Source organism: Litoribacter populi, assembly GCF_007483685.1.
Lineage (GTDB): Bacteria > Bacteroidota > Bacteroidia > Cytophagales > Cyclobacteriaceae > Litoribacter > Litoribacter populi.
In genome coordinates this window covers 2,166,813-2,183,059 of sequence record NZ_VMKN01000001.1, presented here as the reverse complement: position 1 = coordinate 2,183,059, position 16,247 = coordinate 2,166,813, and the positions used below count along the sequence as shown (strand labels likewise).

General features: G+C 42.0%; 12 protein-coding genes. 8 read left to right on the top strand and 4 right to left on the bottom strand.

All coding sequences use genetic code 11. From position 1 onward, the window contains the following. Nucleotides 1–125 precede the first annotated feature (125 nt). The 5 genes from FPL27_RS09495 (at nucleotide 126) to FPL27_RS09475 (ending at nucleotide 5,473) form a co-directional block, all read left to right on the top strand. A complete protein-coding gene (locus FPL27_RS09495) occupies nucleotides 126–1,217 on the top strand; it encodes an alkaline phosphatase (protein WP_143960871.1) in 1,092 nt (363 codons plus the stop codon). Nucleotides 1,218–1,724: 507 nt separating this feature from the next. After that, nucleotides 1,725–2,606 carry a hypothetical protein gene (locus FPL27_RS09490; protein ID WP_143960870.1) on the top strand — a complete coding sequence of 294 codons (882 nt, stop codon included), beginning with the start codon at nucleotides 1,725–1,727 and terminating at the stop codon, nucleotides 2,604–2,606. Nucleotides 2,607–2,782: 176 nt separating this feature from the next. Further along, nucleotides 2,783–3,841 carry a hypothetical protein gene (locus tag FPL27_RS09485; protein WP_143960869.1) on the top strand — a complete coding sequence of 353 codons (1,059 nt, stop codon included), beginning with the start codon at nucleotides 2,783–2,785 and terminating at the stop codon, nucleotides 3,839–3,841. Nucleotides 3,842–3,847: 6 nt separating this feature from the next. After that, the gene (locus FPL27_RS09480; protein WP_143960868.1) at nucleotides 3,848–4,936 is read left to right on the top strand and encodes a hypothetical protein; all 1,089 of its coding nucleotides are present in this window, start codon (nucleotides 3,848–3,850) and stop codon (nucleotides 4,934–4,936) included. Between the two features lie 309 nt (nucleotides 4,937–5,245). Then, entirely contained in the window at nucleotides 5,246–5,473 is a 228-nt protein-coding gene (locus FPL27_RS09475; RefSeq protein WP_143960867.1) for a hypothetical protein, read from the top strand. Nucleotides 5,474–5,716: 243 nt separating this feature from the next. Here the strand turns inward: FPL27_RS09475 and FPL27_RS09470 are convergent, their stop codons facing one another. Continuing rightward, the gene (locus tag FPL27_RS09470) at nucleotides 5,717–6,268 is read right to left on the bottom strand and encodes a hypothetical protein (RefSeq protein WP_143960866.1); all 552 of its coding nucleotides are present in this window, start codon (nucleotides 6,266–6,268) and stop codon (nucleotides 5,717–5,719) included. A 160-nt stretch (nucleotides 6,269–6,428) separates the two neighbouring features. Between FPL27_RS09470 and smc the strand changes: the two genes are divergently transcribed. The 3 genes from smc (at nucleotide 6,429) to FPL27_RS09455 (ending at nucleotide 12,419) form a co-directional block, all read left to right on the top strand. Then, nucleotides 6,429–9,968, top strand: a complete 3,540-nt coding sequence (gene smc, locus FPL27_RS09465) for a chromosome segregation protein SMC (RefSeq protein ID WP_143960865.1) — start codon at nucleotides 6,429–6,431, stop codon at nucleotides 9,966–9,968. Between the two features lie 248 nt (nucleotides 9,969–10,216). Further along, a complete protein-coding gene (locus FPL27_RS09460; protein WP_143960864.1) occupies nucleotides 10,217–11,770 on the top strand; it encodes a GH3 family domain-containing protein in 1,554 nt (517 codons plus the stop codon). A gap of 37 nt (nucleotides 11,771–11,807) precedes the next feature. Continuing rightward, a complete protein-coding gene (locus FPL27_RS09455) occupies nucleotides 11,808–12,419 on the top strand; it encodes a hypothetical protein (protein ID WP_143960863.1) in 612 nt (203 codons plus the stop codon). A 54-nt stretch (nucleotides 12,420–12,473) separates the two neighbouring features. Here FPL27_RS09455 and FPL27_RS09450 read toward each other — a convergent pair whose 3' ends face one another. The 3 genes from FPL27_RS09450 to gndA form a co-directional block, all read right to left on the bottom strand. Continuing rightward, the gene (locus FPL27_RS09450) at nucleotides 12,474–12,911 is read right to left on the bottom strand and encodes a DUF2147 domain-containing protein (RefSeq protein WP_143960862.1); all 438 of its coding nucleotides are present in this window, start codon (nucleotides 12,909–12,911) and stop codon (nucleotides 12,474–12,476) included. A 72-nt stretch (nucleotides 12,912–12,983) separates the two neighbouring features. Then, on the bottom strand, nucleotides 12,984–14,330 hold the full coding sequence (locus FPL27_RS09445; protein WP_143960861.1) for a GntP family permease: 1,347 nt from the start codon (nucleotides 14,328–14,330) through the stop codon (nucleotides 12,984–12,986). Then, entirely contained in the window at nucleotides 14,323–16,215 is a 1,893-nt protein-coding gene (gene gndA, locus FPL27_RS09440) for an NADP-dependent phosphogluconate dehydrogenase (protein WP_143960860.1), read from the bottom strand. Before gndA ends, FPL27_RS09445 begins: the two co-directional genes overlap by 8 nt. Nucleotides 16,216–16,247 lie beyond the last annotated feature (32 nt).

Genomic DNA, 16,247 nt, shown 5'->3' with positions numbered 1-16,247 from the left:
GGGCTATCATGCACGACACACAACCAAAAAAAGTAAGTCAAAGAAATTTAACTTGGCATAACTTACCTTTAACATGAATATTTATACTCTCTATCGTTAAAAGCTTATCTTTGAAAAAAAGTCAAATGAGAAAGTTAATTTTTGCCTCCTTGCTGGTTGCAGCTATTGGCTGTAAAAATGACTCCGAAGTGAGTCATCTTTCAGCAGAGGAGGAAACCACAAATCCAAATAACATCATATTATTAATCGGGGATGGAATGGGTGTTACCCAGATTTCCTCTCTATATGCTTTTGAGGATAAGACTGCCAGCTTTGATCGGTTCAAAAATATTGGATTTATTAAAACAGCATCTTCCGACAGCAGGATTACTGACTCTGCAGCAGGTGCAACCGCTTTTGCTAGCGGCATCAAAACCTACAATGCAGCAATTGGTGTAGATAATGACACCGTTGCAGTAGAAACCATTGTGGAAATTCTGTCCAAGGCAGGCTGGAAGACAGGTTTAGTGGCCACAAGTTCTATAACCCATGCCACCCCTGCGGCCTTTTTCGCCCATGTAGCCCATAGAAAAATGGAAGAGGAAATAGCCAAGCAGCTTTATGAGGCCGATCTAGATATCGTAATCGGGGGAGGTGAAAAATATTTTAAAACCAGAAAAGATGGCATCAATTACTTGGACAGTCTCAAGTCAAAAGGTTACCATGTAAAAACAAGAAGTGATCAAGACTTAGAGATTGAAAATCCAGCTGGCAAAGAAGCCCATTTGATGGGCGAAAGTGCCATGCAAAAAGTATCTGAAGGCAGAGGAGATTTTTTGACAGAAGCCTCCCTTTATACCATCAATAAGCTGCAAAAAACAAATGATAACTTTTTTGTCATGATTGAGGGATCCCAAATAGATTGGGGTGGACATGCCAATGACCATGATTATATCGTGGATGAAATGCTTGATTTTGATAAGACCATAAATGCCGTTTTGGATTTTGCCGAAAAAGATGGGAATACTTTAGTAATAGTGACTGCTGACCATGAGACTGGAGGGTACGCCTTATCCAGCGGGAAGGATGGTTATAAAAGCGTAACAGGCACATTTTCTACAGGTGGGCACACAGCAGCTTTGATTCCTGTATTTGCCTTTGGCCCCGGCTCTGAAAATTTCCAGGGTGTTTATGAAAACAATGAAATCTTCCATAAAATGCTGGAGTCGATTAAATAGAAGCTTATGGACCGGAGACGGAAGCCCGAAGACGGAAACAGGCCTACTTCTTCGGTCTTTGAGTCCGAATTCATCAATTACTTCAAAAAAACGGGCAATGAAAAAATCGTCAATACTATTTGAAATCGCAAAATTATCCATCAATCTTTTTGCTGGAATTTACCTATTCCATTTAGCTTCAGGTATTAGGCAGGACTATCAATCCCATCATATCTTTGTGTCATTATATATATTTGGGATTTTCTGTTTAATCTTCTTTTTTAATGGGCTGAAAAACTTGTATAGAAAGTATAAATCCGATGAGTTAGGGACGGAGTAATGACTTTTAAATATCCTTATCAACCTCGAAGGGTTTAAAAAGGAACAGCCAACCCCTTTTCGACCTCATGCATAACTACCGCATTTAGCAAAATAACACTATTATTAAATCATTAATAAAATCATATTTTACCAGTTATGGCACAATATTGGTTAAGTTAATAGCTTTTTAATACTAATTTTTGCCTAATGAAAAAGCTTTTACTTGGAGTACTCTTAAGTTCATTTTTCTATTCCTGCGCACTTGTAGAAGAGGTTCCGGATTTATTAGAGTCCCATGAAATTATTACGCTGGGTATTGAATTAGATGGTGCCGAATGGAAAGCGGCTCAGGAAGGGCGCATAAACTCCAGACAAATTGATCATCTTTTTTATAGCTACCAGGTCAAAAAGATCGAAGGAGACAATGATACTGTTGTTATAGCGGGAATAACAAAGGATATTTCCAGCGTACAACTTCAATTGGAAACAGGCCAGCAATACCAAATAGATATGTCTACGGTATCCTTCAATGGTGACTACCAACAAGATGGTAAAATATCTCTATTTGGTATAACAACAGAAAGCGCGGACTCCATTTACAATTATCTGGAAACGTACCCTGAGCCAAACAAACGGGCCTACCCTTATGTAACCGCAATTGGCAGTACTAGAGATGATCACTTTGAACTCCAAAATTGGCCTGCCTCAGACAAATTCATAGGCCAAGTCGACCTGACCGTCACAGACCAATCGGCCATTTCCATCGATATGGTCAGATTTTCCGCAGGTATTGCCTTCAAAGCACTAAACCTAAAATCGGGAGAGATACATTTCCGTATTGAGGATACGAATCAAAAAAAGGAGTACAAACTCCTTCCAAACAAACTCTCTGTCCAAGAAATTTTACCACTATATAACGTTTTTCCATCTACCCCCTTGTTTAGAAACAATTCTTTGGCAATTGAGGGTATAAAAGAATACAACATTGATATCATCTATATGGATCAGGACAGTGAAGATGAAACTGTCGAGACTGTTTTGTTATCAGGTTATACCATTGCACTTAGAAGAAATCACCTTCGAACATAGGAGCTTGATCTGGCGGATTTCATAGACATTAACAACGAAGATGAAAATGAAAGCGGCTATCCAGATGAGGAGTATGATGGAGAAAGGAAAAGTGGAGAGGTAACCTTGGATTTTGTAGAAGAAGGAATGAATGACAGAGGTACTGTTAGACTTTAATATTTTAAATATTATTTTTTATGAAAAAACACATAGTATTTTGCTTAGCTTTTTTATGGTTTGGGTGTAGTGAAGAGTTGGTAGACCCTCTACCACTTGATCAAACTGATGAAATATCGGAAGATGTGGTGATTATGGGCTTTCAACTAAATGGGGACGAATGGGAAAAGGCAAGAGAAAGTCAGTTGCAAAACCGACAAAAGGAACAACCCTTATATTACGGATATGATGTATTCGAATTACATGACGGGGGCTCAATATACCACGCAAGTGGGGCTACTAATGATATTACTGAAGTAGAGATACCCTTTCAAAAGAGGTTGGAATACCTAGTTGTGGTATCCAGCGTCCAATTTGACGAGAAGTTTGACATGTCAAAAGCTTTCCTTTTCAACATGAGAAGAATTGGTCCAGTCTCTGATTGGCCAATTTACCGGCTTCATGACCCAAGCCAAATACGAAATAGGCCCGAAATCCGCCCTTTTACAACCTCCGTGGAAAGTGCGAGTTATCAGCAAGTTAATATCGATCACGATAGATTTGAATCCGACAAGTTTATTGGATATACCAAACTCTATATTGAAGAAGACAAGCCTTTTCTTGAAATTGACATGTATCGACTTTCTGCTGGACTAGCTTTTCAGGCAATTAACCTACAAGATGGGGAGTTAGAAATCATAGTAAATCCTTCAACCCAATCTGAATTTTCTGAAACAAGAAGTGTCAAATATGTATTGACCCATGACGAGGATTACATAAAAGATTTAAGACCTTATACTTCTCTTTCTCGGTTTGATGAAAGATATGTAGATGATATAAAAGCAGATCCTGATAATAATACTCAGGAATACAATGTAGAAATATATTATAAATCCCATAATCAAAACGGGACTGGGGATACTTCCCGAAAGCTGACCAGCTCCACTATTTCACTTAAAAGGAATCATCTTATGACCTACGAAATTGATATGTCTGATTTTGATTTAGATGAGGGTGAGAATGAAGAGGAGTCTGGACCTAGACTAAACTTTGTGGATGAAGAATTAATCGAGGGTGAAACTATTAGAATTGGTAAATAGAATATCATGAACTTAAGAAAAGCATATTTTTTAATTTCTCTATTAATAGTAGGCTGTAATCTCCAACAAGAGGAGTTTACTTTACCTGACCCTGAAAGCGATAAGATAAAAGGTGTCATAAAGCTCAATGGTGGAGATCTAAGTACTAGCGAAACTCCCCTCAACGGTATGATAAGGTATCAGGAAGTGTATGGATTTTCGATCAAAGAAATATTTGAGGAGGATACATTTCATTATGCGAATGGAGTAGCCAGACAATTGAGTCAGCTGGAATTGGATTTCATACCTAACCGGAAATACATTTTACAAATGTCATATGTGAGGTTAGACGAAAGTACAGATCTTTCACTTAGAACTACGGTATTTGGTAACACATTCAGCGATGGAATCCAAAACGTTGTTTCCTATAAAAGACAGGAAAGCCAGCAGATTAATCCCTTTATTACAAATTTAAATTTAAATGGTTCCCCTCGGCCCACAGGAGGGAGATATCCAGAATCCGATAAATTTGTGGGTGAAGCTATATTTGAGGTTGCCCAAGAGCCAGTAGAAATCGAAATAGAGATGTTTAGACTTTCAGGAATGCTGAATTTTAGAATATTAAATCTAGAAGAAGGAAAAGTTGATTTCCTCTTTAAAGATGATCCAGACACCTGGAGAAGAGGATATCAAATTGAACAGACATTCACTCCCACTGATGCAGATCAACAAAAGTATAGGCCTGCACTTTATATACCTGGTAGTTATGAGGAAGATTTAATTCATCAAATAAGGATAGAAGGTGATGAGGATGTACCACCACCAAGACGGTCTAGAAGAAGAAGGCCTCCAAGTCAAGACCCCATTGAAGAACCCGAGGAACCAGAAGTAGGACCAAAAATTTCTACTGAATTTGAAGTAACCGTAAGACATATCACGGAAGAAGATGGAGAAGAAGTTGGTCGAAATGTTTTAATAGCTACAGTAAGTATTTTTAGAAACGAATCTATAACCTACGAACTGGATTTGCTAGAACATTCAGATGAGAACAGCCGGAGGGATCCAGAGTTTAATGGCTGGACTAAGATCATTAGAGAAAGGCTATCAGATCATTGATTAGTGGCAGAAATGATTGATAAAAGAGGAGGCACAGCCTCAATTTTCAGGGTTCCAAGGCAAATCCTTGGAACAACAGGTGTGGCCCGATCTTGTAACAGTATGTATCCTAATTTGAGATACGTTTACTTTATAGGACATCCCTTAATATTTGGGAAGTACTATTACAGGTATATTTTTCGGAAGGGAGAAGGTTAATTACTTGATTAAATGACTTTTAAGCTAATCCATAAGCTATGATAGCCATGGAATAGAATTTGGAATTCAACTGAAAATGAAACCATTATTCCAACCTAAAACCACAATGTTATGAATCAGGAACATAAAGAAGGCAAACTAGCAAAAACCTTAGAGGACCAAACTGCAAAACTACCCTCAGATGTATATCTTTGGGCTGCAGTGGCATCAATGGGGGTTTCTTTTACCCTAAAACTCTTTAAGCAGGACCAAACGGCCCTTTTTATCGGCCAGTGGGCTCCATCGTTTTTGTTATTGGGACTTTACAACAAAATCGTAAAAGTGGAAGGTCACGATTAACTGCACCCAAAACCCAACAGTATGTAAAAAGGCATCACATTGGTGGCGCCTTTTATGTTTAGAGAGTTAAAAGGAAGCACAGCCTCAATTTTCAAAGTTCCAAGGCAAAGCCATGGAACAACGGCAACCATTAACTTTGTGCGACTTCTTTGAAACTATGTACTACTCCGTGACCTTTTTTTTCTTTCCCGAGTCGGAGACTCTATACTCAGGGATTCGCAAGTCGGAGACTTGGCAGAACGTTTAAAAGTATTTCCTATTTAGGATTTCCGTTAAAATCACCGCGTCTTTTACCGTACTCGGGTTTTTAAGGAGTTTTGCGTAAGGGTTTACAGCACTTTGAACCTCGGCGACATCCTCTACTTCACCGATGATTTTATCATCAATACTGATGTCGACCTGCTCATCTAGGGTCTTGAGCGGGGCCTTCTCTGTGTTTTTGAGACTGCCCTCCCCTCCTTCATAATATTTGCGATAAGGGTTGGTGGGCTCGGACTGAGGCTTCGGTTTTGGCTTGGGTTTTGGCTCAGGTTTGGGTTCTGAATACTGGTGTTCTTCATAGGTATCTACTTCCTCCAATACTTCTCCCTGACCTGAATCCTCAAAATCCCGGGTCCGCTCCTGCTGTTCCCGACGGATCTCCTTCAGCATATCCTCGAAAGAGGCCGGGCGACGTTCCCCCTCCTGTTCACCTTCAAACCTTTCATCTTCCTGCGGCTTATCCTTTTTTCTAAAGGCCGTGAAAAGAAAGTATAAAATGACTAAAGCAATATAAATGAGAGTACCCGCGTCCATGAAATTATCTGTTATTCCTCACTAAGGTAATTAAATTTTCCCTTTTCGACCATTTTAAAGTGCGAAATGCGGGAAGCAGAGTGAGAATTATTAGGGCAAACTTGGTAATTGCCTCGATCTGTTTAATTTTGTTTGTTTTTGAATATTATCAGAAGAGTAAATGCAGCTTACCAAGCTAGAAGTTAAGGGGTTTAAAAGTTTTGGGGACCGGATAGTCATCCATTTTGACAAAGGCATCACGGGTATCGTAGGTCCCAACGGCTGCGGCAAATCCAATGTGGTCGATGCCATCCGCTGGGTGCTGGGTGAGCAAAAAACCAGGATGCTACGTTCCGACAAAATGGAAAATGTCATCTTTAATGGGACCAAAAACAGGAAGCCTACCAACTTGGCCGAAGTATCACTCACTTTTGAAAACACCAAAAACCTCCTGCCCACCGAGTACACGCATGTCACCATCACCCGCCGGTATTACCGGTCTGGGGAGAGTGAATACCTGTTGAATGGGATTGCCTGCCGTCTAAAGGATATCACCAACCTTTTCATGGATACTGGCATAAACTCAAACAGTTATGCCATCATCGAGCTCAAAATGATTGATGAGCTTCTTAATGATAAAAACAACAGCCGTAGAGATCTTTTTGAAGAAGCAGCAGGGATTTCAAAATTCAAAACCAGAAAGAAAGAAACCCTTAAGAAATTAGAGGATACCGATGCGGATCTTGACCGGGTGGAAGATGTACTTTTTGAAATAGAGAAAAACCTCAAACAGCTGGAAAAGCAAGCTAAGCAGACCGAGAAGTACTTTCAAATCAAGAAAGATTACAAAGCTGCAAGCATCGCTTTGGCAAAAAAGAGCGTCAGCAAGCAGACCGAAACACTCCTAGACCTAAGTGGTAAAATCACTCAAGAGCAGGACCGCAAACTCAGCTACAACACCCACTTATCGGAAAGGGAGGCGCAACTGGAGCAGTTAAAAGCAGACCTCATCCACCGAGAGAAACTTTTGGCCAGCCGCCAGAAAGCCCTGAACGAACAGGTCAATAAAATCAGGCAGTTTGAGAGCGACAAAAAGATAAAGAATGAGAGGCTGCGATTTTTGGAGGACAGAGCGCAGAAACTTCGCGAGCAGATAGACCAGGACCGCAAGAGCAATGACAGGGCTGGGTTCAGCATACGCTCTCTTCAGCAGGAAATGGAAAGTGCCGAAAAGCAGCTTTTGGAGAAAGAAATGGTGGTAGAAAACCTGAAGGCAACTTACGAGGAGCAAAAGGAAAACCATGCCCTGCTTCAGGAAAAGCAGAAGGTGCTAAGCAGGGATTTTACCCAGAGAAAAGATACCATTTACCAGGTTTCGAAAGATCTTGAGATCAAGCAGATCCAGCTTTCTACCCTCAAGCAGGAATTGGAAAAAACCACCCTGGATGATGATTCTCAAGAGGCCAACTTGGCAGAATTTGAGGATAAGCTCTTAATACTTAAGGAAGATCTTGACCAGAAGTCGAGTAAATTGACCCAAATCAAGTCTTCTGAAAATGAACAGCTTGAAAAAATTGAGGAAACTACTCACACCATTGATCTGATCAAAGAAGAGGTAACCCAGATAAGCCGAAAACTGGATGCCAAACAGAATGAATACAACCTGACCAAATCTTTGGTTGAAAATCTGGAAGGGTTTCCGGAAGCAATCAAGTTTCTGAAAAAGAATAGCAGCTGGGGCAAAGACACCCCTTTGCTTTCGGATATTCTGACCACAGAGGAAAACTATCGTGTAACGATTGAAAATTACCTCGAGGGGTATATGAACTATTACGTGGTCGACACGGAGGATCAGGCTGTGGCAGCGGTTAACCTTTTGAGCGATTCGGCTAGAGGTAAGGCCAATTTCTTCATCCTTGAGCATTTTGAAAGGTTCAAGCCATCGGTCAACAAGCTTTTTCCAAATGCCATTGCGGCTACAGAGATCATCGAGTTTGATGTCAAATATGCCAAGCTGATCAGCTTCATCCTCGATGATGTCTATATCGTGAGAGGGGAATACAGAGACATTCCTAAGGATGAAAATGCCATATTCATTACCGAAAGCGGGAAAGTAACCAAAAGAAAATTCAGCCTCAGCGGAGGTTCGGTGGGGCTTTTTGAAGGAAAAAGAATTGGTCGGGCCAAAAACCTGGAGAAACTTGAGCGGGACATCAAGGAACTGAACAAAAAAGTAAGCCAAACCCGAGCCGACCTTGACCGAAAAGTGGGTGACCTGATGAAGCTTAAGGAAGTCTCCTATAAATCCCAAATCGAAGAGCTTCAGCAGGAAATCAATGAGGTGAATCAGGATTACATATCCGTACGCACTAAAAAGGAGCAACTTTTTGAGATGCTTTCCACCAATGCCAACAAGAGGGAGGGCATATTGGAGAGGATTGAAACGCTCAATGATGAGGTATCGGAACTCGGTCCAAAGTTACAGGAAAGCAAGGCCGGATTCGAGGATTTGGAAAATGAACTGGCTGAGTTGACCGAAAACCTGCAGCTCGAAAGTGAAAATCTCACCGTGAGGTCCAATGCCTATAATCAGGAAAACATCCAATATCATCAACAACTCAATAAAGTCTCCAGCCTGGAACAGGAAATTACTTTCAAGCAAAATGCTTTTGAGGGAAGTAAGCAGCGAATTGAGGTTTCACAAACTGAATTGAGTGGAATTGACCAGGAGATTCGTGGGCTGCTGGACAACAATGAGATCAAAGACGATGAGCTTATCGAGATGTATTCCGAAAAGGAAACCATTGAGAATGGCGTCAACGAGGCTGAGAAGGATTATTATGCTGCGCGGGGTGACATTGATGCCATTGAAAAAGGTATGCGGGAATTCCAGAAGCAGAAAGAAAACATCGATACCATCATCATGGAACTCCAGCAGGCACTCAATGAGGTCAAACTCAAGATGAGCAGCATGAAGGAAAGACTAAGCGTGGAATTCGAGATTGACTTGGATAAGTTGATGGAGGAGGACCCCGAGGTCAATGAGGAATACCTTGATAAGGAGGAATCTACTATTCGGACTGAGGTAAACAGGGCTAAGGAAAAGTTGGATAAAATCGGTCCTATCAACCCTATGGCCATGGAGGCCTATAATGAGATTAAGGAGCGCCACACCTTTATTACTGAGCAGAAAGAGGATTTGATAAAGGCAAAAGAGTCTTTAGTTTCCACAATCAAAGAGATCGATTTGGTGGCTAGAGAGACCTTTTTGGATGCCTTTGATAAGATTAAGGTTAATTTTATGAAGGTTTTCCGTAGCTTATTTACAGCTGAGGATGACTGTGACTTGAGATTGACAGATCCGTCTAACCCCTTGGAATCCACTATTGAAATCATGGCCAAACCGAAAGGTAAACGACCATTGACAATCAACCAGCTTTCCGGTGGAGAAAAGACACTAACGGCAACTTCCCTGTTGTTTGCCATCTACCTACTCAAGCCTGCACCTTTCTGTATTTTCGATGAGGTGGATGCCCCCCTTGATGATGCCAATATCGATAAGTTCAATAACATCATCCAAGCCTTCTCAGAAGAATCCCAGTTTATCATTGTGACGCATAATAAGCGCACTATGGCGAGCACGGATATTATTTATGGCATTACCATGATTGAAGCAGGAGTATCCAGGGTAGTCCCCGTTGATCTGAGGGAATTGGTTTAAAGGTTTAGCGTCCCGAAATGCAGAGCTTTGCTTTCTGCACTTCGGGACTGTTTAAAGGTTTAGATCCCCCGTATCCCCTCTCCGATCTTCAGTCTCCCGTCATCCGACATCCGACATCCGTCTTCAGTCTCCGGTCTTCCGTCTCCCGTCTTTCATACATTTTTTGAAAACTGGGAACCTTTGAATGGTCTAATAGTTGCATATATACTAGTGACATTACTTTTGACCACCTACCACAATTACAATAAATGACAGTTATTGGAGAAATTATTAAGAAGGCAATTGAATTTGGTGAGAAGCTAAACTCTGACCAAAGCCCAAGAGAAGCTCAATTAGAGGTACTGGAATCCCTGCTTGATAAAGCGAAAGATACCTCTTTTGGGTTGTACTATGGTTTTCAACAAATTCTCGACGATGACGAGAATATTGAAAAGACTTTTGCTAAAAAGGTTCCCTATCACGATTATGACGATATGTATAATAAGTGGTGGTGCAAACTTCGGGATCGACACGAGGACATCACTTGGCCAGGCCTCAACGAATATTTCGCCGTCAGTAGCGGCACAACCAGTGCCAGCAAATACATTCCGGTGACCGACGATATGCTTGATGCTATCAGGAAAACCGGTTTAAAACAGATAATGACCCTCTCCAAATATGATTTGCCAGGAGATTTCTTCGAAAAGCAAATCATGATGCTTGGAAGTTCCACAGACTTAAAAGAAGAAAATGGATTTCTCGAAGGGGAAATTAGTGGAATCAGTGCCAGCAGAATTCCTTTTTGGTTTAAGAACTTTTACAAGCCCGGCGAAGAAATCTCCTCGATTGAGGACTGGGACGAAAGAGTGGAAGCTATAGCAAAAAAGGCCAAGGAATGGGATATAGGAAGCATAAGCGGCATTCCGTCCTGGATTGAGCTGATGATGAAAAAGGTCATCGAATACCATAAGGTTGAAAATATCCATGACATCTGGCCCAACTTGGCAGTTTACACCCCCGGAGGCGTAGCTTTTGAGCCACACAAAAAGAGTTTTGAGAAATTGCTTGCCCATCCCTTGATTTATATAGACACCTATTTAGCTTCAGAGGGTTTCTTGGCATTTCAAAGTAGACCTGATACCTCTTCCATGACCTTGGTGGTGGATAATGGGGTTTTCTTTGAATTTGTACCCTTTAAGCCTGAGAACATGACAGAGTCTGGTGGAATACATCCCGATGCCCCAGCGCTGACCATAGACCAGGTAGAAGAAGGCGAGGATTATATTTTGGTTATCTCTACCGTTGCAGGAGCTTGGAGATATATGATTGGTGACACGATCCAGTTTACCGACAAGGAAAAATGTGAGATTATCATCACCGGCAGGACTAAGTTTTTCCTAAACGTGGTAGGCTCCCAGTTGAGCGTACATCAGATGGACATGGCCATAGAGCAAATTCAGGAACAGTTTTCTATAGCCATTCCAGAGTTTACAGTGGCTGCAGTCAAGAAGGATGGTGAGTATATCCACCGCTGGTACTTTGGCGTAGATGGGGATGGAACCGATGAAACGGCTTTGGCCGAAGAGCTGGACAAAATCCTTCAGGAAAACAATAAGAATTACAAAGTTGCCAGAAGCAAATCACTTAAAGGCGTGGAAACCAAGATCATCCCCGTAGACCTTTTTAATGACTTCAACGAGTTCAAGAAGAAAAAAGGCGGACAGGTCAAATTTGCCAAGGTGATGAAGGAGGAGGCTTTTGAGGAATGGGAAAATTTCGTAAAAGAGAAAAACCCGCCACTGAGCCCAACAAATGAAGTTTAGGCCTGTTTTTTTAATCATAAACTAACCATTAATGACCATGAAACTGAACACGAAAACACTGGGTATACTTACCTGTTCTTTGCTTATCGCGGGCGTATCATGCACAAGTGATCATGCCTATAAAACTTCCATATCCGGTAAAGAGGAAGTGGTGGTGGAGCAATATGAAGGCAGATTTTTCAAAGAAGCGGATGAAAACAGCATCATATCTGTCCGGTTAGATGAAAATACAGGATTTGATGCCACAAAATTCCAGGAAAACTTAAATGAATCGGGCCAAGAAAGCCGTCAGGTAGCTGTAGTCGACGAGGAAGAGGATGATGAAAATGGGGATACTGACGTTCAGGCCGCCTCCATGGAAAGGAAAAGCGATAAAGTGGACGCAAAACTTATCGGATCCTCACAGAACAGAACTGCAAACAATCCTTGGATAGCTTTAAACGACAGTGTTTCTTATAGGATTACACATTTGTATCATGATAATCAACTACACTTAAAAGCCTTCTACATTAACCACAAGGATAGCGAGTTTCCCAAATCCGGCAGAGTAATCAGTCAAAGTCGGGCACAAGAGGAAAACCTGATGACTGCATGGGATCACATGATGAGTGTGGCCAGGCAATACGGTAGCAATGTTACAACCAGATAGCAAAAAAGGCATCCAAATTTGGATGCCTTTCTTTATTTAAGCTTATGCAGAAGACTATTCAGCTCTAGTCCATTCAACTGTTCTACCGATTAGTGATATTCCTACATAACCTCTTACTTCAAGAGTGTTAGGATTTTTCATCTTGATGATGCAGGAATAAGTTTTCCCTTCTTTAGGGTCATAAATGGTACCGTCTTCCCAAGCCTTCCCGTCAAATTCAAAATCGCGAAGTAGTCTCATGCCCATGATAGGTCTGTCTCTTTTTGATTTGTCTGAATTGTTTTTATCTACTTTCGGCTGGCCGTTTTCCTCCGGCTCTTTTAGCCATACTATCTTTCCAAAATATTTATCCCCTTCTTTAAATATTTCCACTTTGGCATCTTTCTCGGTGTTGTACCATACGCCTTTAATATCATCTGCAGACTGGGCAAAGACATTTTGAGTAATCAGAAAAACAAACAAGAAAGTAATCTTTGTCAATACAGTTTTCATAATTTTAGGTTTAATTGATTTCAAAGTAAACTTATTTAATAGTATATGCAAAATTTTGCAGGTGAAAATTTGTTAACCAAAACTCCAAGCCAATAGGCTTACAGCAAAGCCGACTAAGGAAACAATTGTCGTCATAATACTCCAAGACTTTAAAGTTTGTTTTTCTGTCATCCCGAAGTACTTACTAACCAACCAGAAACCGCTATCATTGACATGGGAGTAGATGGATGCTCCCGCTGCAATAGCTATCACGGTAGCGGCAAGTTGAACTGGACTTAATTCCGTTCCTGCAAGCACTGCAGCACTCATACCTGCACTGGTAATCATCGCCACAGTACTGGAGCCTTGCAGCAGACGTATGGCAACTGCAGCAAGGTAAGCGAAGAAAATGGCACTCATTCCTTTGGCCATAAGAAAGTCGGCGATCATCAGTCCTGCCTCCGTTTCGGTCAGGATTTCCTTGAAAGCCCCACCTGCTCCGGTAACCAAGATTATCAAGCCCACTGGTTGCAATGAACGGTTGCTTATGTTTAATAATTCCTTGCGTGAAGCCCCCCGTCTGGTACCCAAAACATACCAAACCAGTAAATTAGCTATGATAAGGGCAGAAAATGGATGTCCTATAAAACTTAAAAGCGTAATAAGATCTGGATTGGATTGCTGAAAATTTTGGGGAGCCATCTGAGCCAACGTGCTCATAAAAATAAGAATCAGGGGGACCGCTAGTAATAAAACTATCAAACCGACTGAAGGTAAATTGTTTTGCTCCCTTGAATGGGCGATTTCCTCCGGTGCGGTGATTTTAATTTTTTCGGCAATAAAGTTTCCAAAAACAGGTCCGGCGAAAAAGGCAGCGGGAAGCCCAGCAAATAGGCCTAATACGATCACCCAGCCCATATCTGCGCCCAGAATGTTGGCCACTGCCACAGGACCAGGAGTAGGAGGCACAAAAGCATGGGTAATAGCAAGCCCTGCCAAGAGCGGAATGCCATATTTCAACAGGGAATGGCCAGTTTTTCGCTGAAGTGCATAGACTACTGGCATCAACAGCACTACCCCCACGTCGAAAAACACGGGGATACTTACCAAAAACCCGGTAAACATCAGTTTTAAGGATACTTTGTTCTCCCCTCCCCCTTTCAATATGGAAGCGGCCAAAGTCTGTATGCCTCCGGAATTTTCCAAAATAGCCCCCAGCATGGCACCTAAACCCACTACTATAGCAATAAAGCCAAGAGTTCCGGCCATTCCTTCCTGAACCCTGGCCAAAACCGCCATAGGAGCCATCCCAGCCATAAGACCAACACCTATGCTGGCAATCAATAAAGCCAAAAAGGGCTGAATCTTAAAATAAAGGATCAAAAAAATCAATACGGCAACTCCCGTGAGTACAGCCGCCAGGAGCCCAATATCAATCATTTGCCTGCCAATCTGTGTGGAAATAGGTTCCTCTCTCCTTATCCGTCCTCTGATAGGTGTGGGCACCGAAGAAATCCCGTTGGGCCTGAATAAGGTTGGCAGAAGAGGATGCTGTAATGGAACTCAAATAGTAATTCAGGGCTGAGGAAATCACCGGAATGGCATGTCCGCTTTCAATTGCTTGGGTTACCACAAATGCCAAATCATGTTGACTTTTCCCAAAAAGTTCCAAGGACTGCTTGGCCTCCAGTAAGCTTGAATTTTCCTTGAAAACATCGACAAGATCTTCCATCAGGGCAGACCGGATTATACAGCCATTAGTCCAGATTCTGGCGGTCTCACTCAGGTCAATTCCCCAATCGTGTTCATCCGAAACTGTCTTGATTAAATCAAACCCTACCGTATGGTTTATCAAGCTTACCATAGCAAAGGCATTTCTAAGGATTTCAGGTTTTTCATCAAAAACAAACCCTGGGTCAGGTTTGAAAGCTATTTTCTTGGCCAGCTTCTCTCTTTGAGGCTTCCTTGCACTGATATTTCTAGCCATTACGGCCTCTGCCAGTGGTCCATAGGGCACCCCATATTCAAGCGCCACATTTACTGACCATCCGCCAGTGCCTTTCTGTTCCGCCTGGTCCAATATTTTATCCAACAGAAACTCCTCCCCGTCTTTCTTTCTCAAAATGCAAACTGTTATTTCCAGTAAATAGCTGTTCAATCCATAGCCGGCCCAATCTTCCAATATATCAGCAATTCTCTCCGGCCCAAAGCCCCACCCCTGATGCATGAGGCTATAGATTTCTGCAAGCAGCTGCATTTCCGCGTACTCAATGCTGTTGTGCACCATTTTCACGAAGTGACCGGCTCCACCTGTACCCACGTGTGTAATACAGGCCTTGCCTTTTTTGTCCAAGGCGGCAATTTTTTCCAGGTAGGTTTTGAGGTGGTTGTACCCTTCAGCGGTACCACCAGGCATAAGACTCGGGCCTTTCCTGGCCCCTTCTTCCCCACCAGATATTCCCATGGGAAGAAAGTGAAGCCCTTTTTCTTTCAATTCCATTGCCCTCCTTTCACTGTCCTTGAAAAAAGAATTACCCCCATCCACGATCACATCCCCTTTGGAAAGCAAAGGCTCAAGTTGCTCAATCTGCATATCTACGGCCTTTCCTGCAGGTATCATCAGCATGATTACCCGGGGGGACTCAAGGCCTTGGACAAATTTTTCCAAATCATCAAATGGCTGCAGAGGCAATTCGGAATGTTGATCAGACACAGCTTGGGCAACCCCTTCTTCACTTCCAGCCACATGCCGGTTATATATGCTTACCGTTTCCCCTTTTTCGGCTAAATTTAAGGCGAGATTCTTACCCATCACGCCCATACCTATTATTCCAAACTGTACTTTTTCTTGATGTAGTCTGTCCATGATTTCCTTTACAATTAAATGTGGTGAAGAATCAATATCTATCCGTATTCCGTAATCAGGCTCCTCGAGAATTTCAAATTGGGAATCCAGCAACCGGGGATTCATAAAATGTTTCCTTCGCTTTATCAATCTTTCCCTGATGGTTTTGTAACTACCAGCGAGATATACCCAACTGACATTTCCAGAAGAGGAAAGCATGGCTCTGTAATTCTCTTTAAGTGCCGAACAGGCAAGTACCGCCCCACCATCTTTATCCCAATCTCGGATATTCGAAGTTAAAATTTCGAGCCATGGAATTCTATCATGGTCCGAAAGAGGTTCGCCGTTAGACATTTTGGCGACATTTGCAGGTGGATGATAAAAGTCAGCATCATGAAAGGGCATGTTCAACTGGTCGGCCAGCAACTGACCTATTGTCGATTTTCCACAGCCCGACACTCCAAAAACTATTATAACCATGTTTTAAATTAAGCATTTTTATGAAGCATTCC